This is a genomic window from Streptomyces sp. CNP082 (genome assembly GCF_059570535.1).
The window spans coordinates 65,470-72,955 of sequence record NZ_JCANSZ010000040.1; the positions used below are offsets into that span (position 1 = coordinate 65,470).

Annotated in this window: 9 protein-coding genes; 2 read left to right on the plus strand and 7 right to left on the minus strand. The window is 73.3% G+C overall.

Features of this window, described 5'->3' with window-relative positions:
* Positions 1–7: 7 nt before the first annotated feature.
* Both B124_RS26725 and B124_RS26730 read right to left on the minus strand, forming a co-directional pair.
* The gene (locus B124_RS26725; protein ID WP_496505518.1) at positions 8–499 is read right to left on the minus strand and encodes a PhzF family phenazine biosynthesis protein; all 492 of its coding nucleotides are present in this window, start codon (positions 497–499) and stop codon (positions 8–10) included.
* A 130-nt stretch (positions 500–629) separates the two neighbouring features.
* The gene (locus B124_RS26730) at positions 630–902 is read right to left on the minus strand and encodes an SHOCT domain-containing protein (protein ID WP_496505519.1); all 273 of its coding nucleotides are present in this window, start codon (positions 900–902) and stop codon (positions 630–632) included.
* 178 nt (positions 903–1,080) lie between these two features.
* Here B124_RS26730 and B124_RS26735 point away from each other — a divergent pair, with 178 nt between their 5' ends.
* Positions 1,081–2,379 (plus strand): geranylgeranyl reductase family protein, encoded by a 1,299-nt coding sequence (locus tag B124_RS26735; protein WP_496505520.1) that lies wholly within the window; start codon positions 1,081–1,083, stop codon positions 2,377–2,379.
* A gap of 139 nt (positions 2,380–2,518) precedes the next feature.
* Here the strand turns inward: B124_RS26735 and B124_RS26740 are convergent, their stop codons facing one another.
* Positions 2,519–3,205 (minus strand): NADPH-dependent F420 reductase, encoded by a 687-nt coding sequence (locus B124_RS26740; protein ID WP_496505529.1) that lies wholly within the window; start codon positions 3,203–3,205, stop codon positions 2,519–2,521.
* Positions 3,206–3,284: 79 nt separating this feature from the next.
* On the opposite strand from B124_RS26740, the gene B124_RS26745 reads away from it, so the two are divergent.
* Positions 3,285–3,662, plus strand: coding sequence for a winged helix-turn-helix transcriptional regulator (locus tag B124_RS26745; protein WP_496505521.1), 378 nt, complete (start codon positions 3,285–3,287; stop codon positions 3,660–3,662).
* A gap of 118 nt (positions 3,663–3,780) precedes the next feature.
* Here B124_RS26745 and B124_RS26750 read toward each other — a convergent pair whose 3' ends face one another.
* From B124_RS26750 to B124_RS26765, 4 genes are all read right to left on the minus strand, one after another.
* A complete protein-coding gene (locus B124_RS26750) occupies positions 3,781–4,611 on the minus strand; it encodes an ABC transporter permease (protein ID WP_496505522.1) in 831 nt (276 codons plus the stop codon).
* Positions 4,611–5,534 (minus strand): ABC transporter ATP-binding protein, encoded by a 924-nt coding sequence (locus B124_RS26755; RefSeq protein WP_496505523.1) that lies wholly within the window; start codon positions 5,532–5,534, stop codon positions 4,611–4,613. Before B124_RS26755 ends, B124_RS26750 begins: the two co-directional genes overlap by 1 nt.
* A gap of 86 nt (positions 5,535–5,620) precedes the next feature.
* Positions 5,621–6,289, minus strand: a complete 669-nt coding sequence (locus B124_RS26760) for a response regulator (RefSeq protein WP_496505524.1) — start codon at positions 6,287–6,289, stop codon at positions 5,621–5,623.
* Positions 6,286–7,486 (minus strand): sensor histidine kinase (locus tag B124_RS26765; RefSeq protein WP_496505525.1); only part of this gene is annotated, 1,201 nt, incomplete at its 5' end. The genes B124_RS26765 and B124_RS26760, both read right to left, overlap by 4 nt.

Genomic DNA, 7,486 nt, shown 5'->3' on the forward strand with positions numbered 1-7,486 from the left:
TCCAGCATCAGCCCACGCAGTTTGCAGTCGGGCCTGTTGCGGCGATCCGTGGCGCGTCGGTCGGATGCGGATCGTCCGCGGTGAGCCCGAGCGCGGCGACGATCGCGGCGCGCTCGTCCGGTGCCGGGTGACGCAGCGCGACGAGGCCCTGGTCGAACCACACCTCGATGCCGGCGGGGCGGCGGATCGCGACGGTGTCGAACGCGCGCCCGCCGGTGTGCTGGCGGTCGTTCAGCTCGCCCAGCGCGGTGCGGTTCAACCGGACGGCCTGCGCGGCAACGGTGCCGTGGCCGCAGCCGGACAGTTCGGCGGTGGCGGTGAAGAACCGGACCGGCCAGCCACCGTCCGGCGTCCGCCCCGGGCCGAGGAACGCCGCGTGCGAGGTGCCGGCCGCAGCAGCGACCGCACGCCGGTCCGCGTCCGTCGCCGCCGGGTCGTCGTCGGTGACGGCCGTGGGGCTACCGCCCCCGCCGTCGCGCCGCACGCACGCATCAACCACCGTGACATCCGGCCAGGACATCGGTCAGCGGGGCGTAACGCCAGCGGCATGGTGGCTGGTCGTGGGTGCATCCTCCTGCCGACGGGTTGGCCGGATTCCGCCGCCCGCCCAGGGTGCAGGCGGGCCGGAGTCATCTGCGTTTCGTGGCGGGCGGGGAGAGGCGCAGCGCCGTCAGGAGCCGCTCGTACTCCTCCTCGTCGATCTCGCCTCGGGCGAACCGCTCGGCGAGTACCTGCTCGGGCGAGGGCCCGGCCGGGGCGTGGCGGTGGTGGTGGTCGCCGTCGTGCGCGAAGGCGCGGTACAGCATGATTCCGGCGGCGATGATCAATGCCCAGAACAGGACCATGCTCAGGGACATCACAAACCAGCCCCACCCGCTGACATGGTCGGACCAGAACATCATTGCGGACCACTTCCCCGTTGAGTGTGTCCCTTTTTCCCATTATCGCGCGATTCCAGGCGGGGGCGTACGGCCTGCCGGTCTCCGCGGGTGGGCCCTGCCGCCGGCCCCGGCATGGGGCGGCATCCTCTGGCGCGTGGCGTTCTTGCCATCGGCCGCCTGTACCCGAAGGGTTGGTGCCATGCCCCACAGCCCCAGCACCTCCGAGTCCGCCGATGTCATCGTGGTGGGAGCGGGCCCGGCCGGCTCGACCGCCGCGTACCACCTCGCCCGGCAGGGCCGGGACGTCCTGCTGCTGGAGAAATCGGAGTTCCCGCGCGAGAAGGTGTGCGGCGACGGCTTGACACCCCGCGCGGTGCGCCACCTGATCCGGATGGGTATCGACACCGATGGCCCCGGCTGGCACCGCAACCGGGGCGTGCGGTTCTTCTCCCACGGCACGGTCGTCGAGATCGACTGGCGCGAGAACACCCGATTCCCCGGCTACGGCCTGACCCGCTCCCGCCACGACTTCGACGAGATCCTGGCACGCCGCGCCGCCGAGGCGGGTGCACGCCTGCGCACCGCGACGCGGGTCATCGAGCCCGTCCTCGACCGCACCGGCCGGGTGCGCGGCGTGGCAGCCCGGGTGGGAGCCGGCCAGGAGCCCGCCGTGTTCGAGGCGCCGCTGGTCATCGCGGCCGACGGCGTGGCCGCACGGCTGGCCGTGGCGCTGGGCGTGGACCGTGTGCCCAGGCGGCCCATGGCCACCGCCATCCGCCGCTATCACCACTCGGCCGCCCGCCACGACGACCCGTACCTCGACATCTGGGCAGACCTGCGCACCGGGCCCGGCAGCCCGCCGCTGCCCGGCTACGGCTGGGTCTTCCCCATGGGTGACGGCCGCGTCAACGTCGGCCTCGGCCTGGTCCACGGCGCGCCGTCCGGACAGCCGGACACGCGGCGGCTGCTGGACGCCTGGCTGGCCCGTACGCCCCCCGAATGGGGCCTGACGGACCCCGGCTCCGCCGACGGGCCGGTGCGCGGCGCGGCCCTGCCCATGGGGTTCAACCGGCTGCCGCACTACACCCGCGGCCTGCTGCTCGCCGGGGACTCCGGCGGCATGGTCAGCCCGTGGAGCGGCGAGGGCATCGCGTACGCCATGGAAGCGGGCGAGCTGGCCGCCGAGACCGCCGCCACCGCGCTCACCCGCCCCGCCGGCCCTTCGCGCGAGCGGGTGCTCCAGCGCTACCCGCTGGAGATCCACCGCCGCCTGGGCCGCTACTACCGGCTGGGCAACCTCTGGGCAGACCTCCAGACCAAGCCCGCCTTCGCCTCGTTCCTCAGCCGCCGCATCGTCACCTCGCCCGCCGCCATGCGGTACCTGACGCGACTGCTGGTCAACGTCACCGACGACGGCAACGGCCGGGACACGCCCGACCGCGTTGTCAACGCACTGGTACGCGCCGTCCCGGCGCAGGTCCCCCGCAAGCGGCGGTGATCACGCCCTCCTGCCTTGGAGCCCTCCGGGTCCGGCCGGGTGCTGCGCGGCGGGCGCACGCAGCACGATCAGGGACACGACCGCTCCGGAGGACGATCACGGCCCTGAGGGCGATGGCGTAGACCCGCGTCTCAGATGTTCAGGTACTCGACCCCACCACGCTGCGACCCGGTCCCTGCGGGCCCGGTCCTGTCGCGTACGCCAGTGGGGGTGCGATCGCCTGCACGTCGGCGCCTTCGCCGACCCACAGGCCGATGAACAGCGCGGCGGTCGCTTCCAGGAGGCCCGCTCGGTTGAGGCCGCCGCCGGCCACGGGCTGGCAGCCGGCGTCCCGCACCAACGCACGAACCTGCGCCAGCGCCGCTTCGTCGTCCCCGCAGACCGGAACGGCCAGCCGCCGCCCGTCGAAGACGGGCGGCGCCATGCGCCACACATCCTCGTGACAGAGATTGAACGCCTTGACGACCTGCGCTCCTGGCGCTGCCGCAGCCAGCTGCTCAGCGGCAGAACTGCCGCCCGGCGTCAGCAACCGGAAGCCCGGCCCGACCGGATTGGAACAATCAATCAGTGCCTTGCCGTCCAGGGCAGCCCGCAGTTCCCGCACCACCTCCGCTCCCGCGCCGAAGGGCAGCGCGGCCAGCACCACCTCACCGAACTCGGCCGCGGCAGCCAGACCGGCAGGCTGAGCACCGTCCCCGATCCGCGCCGCGAGCCGCTCCGCCTTGGTCACATCCCGTCCCCCGATGGCCACGTCGTGGCCGGCTCGCGCCCAGTGGGTGGCGAGTGCGTCCGCCATGTTGCCCGTCCCCAGCACACCGATTCTCATCGCGCGGTTCCCTCCCAGGACTGCTTCTGCTTCGACCGTCACGACGACGCTACGGGGCTCGTCGGGCACCATTTGGTACGTGACAACCGACGCTTTCCTCGCCGACTGCCGCGCCCGCCTGGCCTTCGACCTGCTGTCCAACACCTGGAACGCGGTCGTGCTCTGGGCGCTGCGCGAAGGCCCTCGGCGCCCGGTCGACCTGCGCGAACAGATCGGGGGTATCAGCTCCAAGGTCCTCAGCGAGACACTGCGGCGCCTGCAGTTCAACGGGCTCGTCCACCGCCAGGCACACCCCGGGGCCGCACCACCGCGGGTCGACTACCAGCTCACCGCACTCGGCCGTTCCCTGCTGGCCCCCATCGACGCCGTCGGTGCCTGGGCGTTCGAGCACGGAGACGACGTCATGGCTGCGCAAGAAGCCCACTGCACCGCCACCCGTGGACCTTCCTCACAGTGACCACAGGCGTTGGATCTCCTTCACCCCGCCGGAAACAGAGGAGGCGTGGACCGGCCCCAACCATGCACTGGTTCGACAGATGTCGCCGACGGCCCGTGCCCTGCGCCAGAGGCGCCCGTCACGCGTCGCGGCGTGCCAGTGCCACTCCCGCGGCGGCCAGGCTTGCGATGACGTAGCCGGCGAAGACCAGGCAGGCCGGGAGGGGGTCGAGGAGGTCGGGCTGGTTCTGGACCGTCAGCATGGCCTTGCCCGCGGTCGCGGGCAGATAGGGCGTCACCTCGTCGGCGAGCGAGGCCGGCAGCAGGCCGGCCAGCGAGTCGAGCAGGAAGACCGCGAAGCACACCGTGGTGACGGCCAGCGCGGTGCTGCGCATGAGCACGCCCAGGGCGACGCCGATCAGGCCGATGCCGGCGAGGTAGGCGGGGGTGGCCGCCAGGGCGCGCAGCACACCGGGATCGGAGAGCGACGGGGCGACGCCGTGACCGTCCAGCAGCGGCACGGAGCCGAGGAAGGAGACGGACACGGAGACCAGGCTCACAGCGGCCACGACCGCGCCGAAGACCAGGGCCTTCGCCCAGAGCAGGGGCAGGCGCGTGGGCACGGCGGCGAGGCTGGCGCGGATCATGCCGGTGGCGTACTCGGTGGACATGAAGAGCACCCCCAGCGCTCCGGTGAGCAGTTGGGCGAAGAACACGCCGCCCAGGACGGCCCCGAACGGGGTGGTGGGGACGAACGGTGCGTCGTCGATTTCGGTGCCCGCCGCGAACGTCTTGGCCATGGCGGAGGAGGAGAGCGGGCCCAGGGCCATGAGCAGCACTGCCGTCGCGGCCAGGCCGACGGTCAGGGCACGAACCGAGCGGAGCTTGATCCACTCGGAGTGCAGCACCCGGGGCAGGGTGACGCCGCGGCGTCGGGTGTCCGCGCCGCCATCGGTCGTGAGTACGGTCATCAGGCGGCCCTCCCGGCGGGTTCCGGCGCGCGGTACTCCACCGCGTCGCGGGTCAGTTCCATGAACGCCTCCTCCAGTGATGCCTGTGAGGTGGTGAGCTGGTGGACGGGGATCTGGTGCGCGGCGGCGAGGTCGCCGATCCGCTCGGCGGCGACGCCTTCGACCAGGAGTTCGTCCCGGCCGGCGGTGGTGACGGTGACGTCGGGGCCGAGGAGCAGCTTCTCCAGCCGGTCGGCCTGCGGGGTACGTACCGACACCCGGCGTCCGGACAGGGTGCCGGTGAATTCCTCGGCCGGCAGGTCGGCCAGCAGCCGGCCGCGGCCGATGACGATGACGTGCTCGGCGATCTCGGCCATCTCCCGCATCAGATGCGAGGAGACGAAGACGGTGCGGCCTTCTCCCGCGAGCCGGTTCAGCAGGTCGCGGATCCACAGGATGCCCTCCGGGTCCAGCCCGTTGACCGGCTCGTCGAGCACGACGGTCGCCGGATCGCCGAGCAGCGCCGCGGCGATGCCCAGGCGCTGCGACATGCCGAGGGAGAAGCCGCCCGCCCGGCGCCGGGCCACGTCGGTCAGCCCGGCCAGGTCGAGCACCTGAGAGACACGTCGCCTGCCGATGCCGTTCGTGGCCGCCAGCGCGTGCAGGTGATCGAACGCCGACCGGCCCGGGTGCCCGGCCCCGGCTTCCAGCAGTGCCCCGATCTCCCGCAGCGGCGCCGGGTGCTCGCTGGGGGCGCGTCCGCCCACCCGCACGGTGCCGGCGGTCGGGGCGGCCAGGCCGAGGATGACGCGCATGGTGGTGGACTTCCCGGAGCCGTTGGGGCCGAGGAAGCCGGTGACGATCCCGGGCCGGACGCTGAAGGACAGCCGGTCCACGGCGGCGGTGGACCCGTAGCGTTTGGTGAGTTCGGTGACTTCAATCATGGGAGCCACGGTGCCGGGCGGCGGGTGTCGCCGGCGTCCCCTCACCGGGGTCAGTCGGGCCTGCCCCGCGGGTGGTACGGGCGGGCTCAGCCCGAGGCCGTCACCAGGCCGGTCTGAAACGCGATGACCACGACCTGCGCCCGGTCCCGTGCCCCCAGCTTGGCCATGGACCGCTTGAGGTGCGTCTTGACCGTGGACTCGGCGAGGAAGAGCCGCTCGGCGATCTCGTCGTTGCTCATCCCCGTGGCCACCAGCGCGACGATCTCCCGCTCCCGCTGGGTCAGCACCTTCAGCAACTCCGGGACCGCACCGTCCGTACGGTCGGGCCGGGCCAGAAACCGGGTGATCAGGCCGCGAGTCGCCGTGGGCGACAGCAGCGCGTCACCGCGTGCCACCAGCCGGATCCCGTCGGCGAGTTCACGCGGGCCGGCGCCCTTGCCCAGGAAGCCGCTGGCACCGGCGCGCAGCGCCCGCAGCACGTACTCGTCCACTTCGAAGGTGGTCAGCACCAGCACCCGGACCCCGGCAAGACCGTCGTCCGCGACGATCTGGCGGGTGGCCTCAAGACCGTCCAGCTCCGGCATCCGGATGTCCATCACCACCACGTCGGGGCGGGTGCTGCGGGCCAGCTCCACCGCCTCGACGCCGTTCGCCGCCTCACCGACCACCTCAAGGTCGTCGGCCGCGTCGATGAGGGAGCTGACCCCCGCGCGAATCAGCGTCTGATCGTCGGCGAGCACGACACGGACCGTCATCCGCCGCTCTCCTCTCCGCCCGTCGGCAGCCGGGCCAGCACCACGAATTCTGCGCCGCCGCGCGGCCCGGCGTGCAGCGTGCCGCCGACGGCGGCGACCCGCTCGGCCATGCCGGCCAGCCCGTAGCCAGAAGGGCTGTCCGCGCTCTCACCTGCGCCGTTCACCCTACCGGGAGGCCGTGCAGCCCGGTTCTGTACGTCGATGCACAGCTCGTCCGGGCGGTACGACAACCGCAGCCGTACGACCCCGTGGCGGCTGCCGTGCTTGCCCGCGTTCGTCAACGACTCCTGGATCACGCGGTACGCCGAAAGACCGACGGCCGGCGGCAGCTCCCGGGGTTCGCCGGACACACTCCACTCCACCCGCAGCCCGGCCGTCCTCGCGTCGGCCACCAGCCGCTCCAGGTCCGCCAGCCCGGCCGGTGGCCGCACGGGCTCCTCGCCGGCATCACGGCCGTCGGGGTCACGGCCGCCGGCATCACGGCCGTCGGGGTCACGCAGCACGCCGAGCACCGCCGTCAGCTCGCCCAGCACGGTGCGCGCGGCGTGCTGGACGTGCTCCAGCGCCTCCTCCGCCTGCCCGGGCCGCGACCGCAGATGCAGCGAGGCGACTCCCGCCTGCACGTTGATCACCGCGATGTGGTGCCCCACCGAGTCGTGCAGTTCACGCGCGATGTGCAGCCGCTGCTCCGCCGCCTGCCGCCGCTCCCGCTCCCGCCGCGCCACCTCCAGCGCCCGTCTGCCGCGCACACCGTTGCCGCCGGCGAGAGCCGCCGCCAGCACGGCGATGAGCAGCAGCGGCCCCTCGGCGCTGTTCGCGCCGACTGCCGCCTCGGCGAGCGGAACCCCCGCCGACAGCCCCACAACCGCCGCCACGCCTGACCGCAGCACGGTCCGCCGCCCGCTCACGACGCCGACCCGGTAGCCGGTGAGCCCCACCGCGACCAGCCCCGGCTCCGCCATCCGGAGCGCCGTCACCAGCACGCCGGCGCCGCACGCCAGCGCCAGCGCGGCACCCGGCAACCGACGCCACAACCCCACGCCGACGGCGGCAAGCAGCGCCGCGACAGGCACGACCGGGCCCCACGCCTCGTCCAGCCCCCGGCCCAGCACGCCGGCACCCATCAGCAACCCCAGCGCGACGTCGGCAACCCACCCCGGCACACGCCTCCCCACCCGCGCCCACCTGCCCACCCGC

Coding starts and splice junctions, on each gene's coding strand:
- B124_RS26750 (WP_496505522.1), bottom strand. CDS start 4,611: ATGACCGTACTCACGACCGATGGCGGCGCGGACACCCGACGCCGCGGC.
- B124_RS26755 (WP_496505523.1), bottom strand. CDS start 5,534: ATGATTGAAGTCACCGAACTCACCAAACGCTACGGGTCCACCGCCGCC.
- B124_RS26740 (WP_496505529.1), bottom strand. CDS start 3,205: ATGAGAATCGGTGTGCTGGGGACGGGCAACATGGCGGACGCACTCGCC.
- B124_RS26760 (WP_496505524.1), bottom strand. CDS start 6,289: ATGACGGTCCGTGTCGTGCTCGCCGACGATCAGACGCTGATTCGCGCG.
- B124_RS26735 (WP_496505520.1), top strand. CDS start 1,081: ATGCCCCACAGCCCCAGCACCTCCGAGTCCGCCGATGTCATCGTGGTG.
- B124_RS26730 (WP_496505519.1), bottom strand. CDS start 902: ATGATGTTCTGGTCCGACCATGTCAGCGGGTGGGGCTGGTTTGTGATG.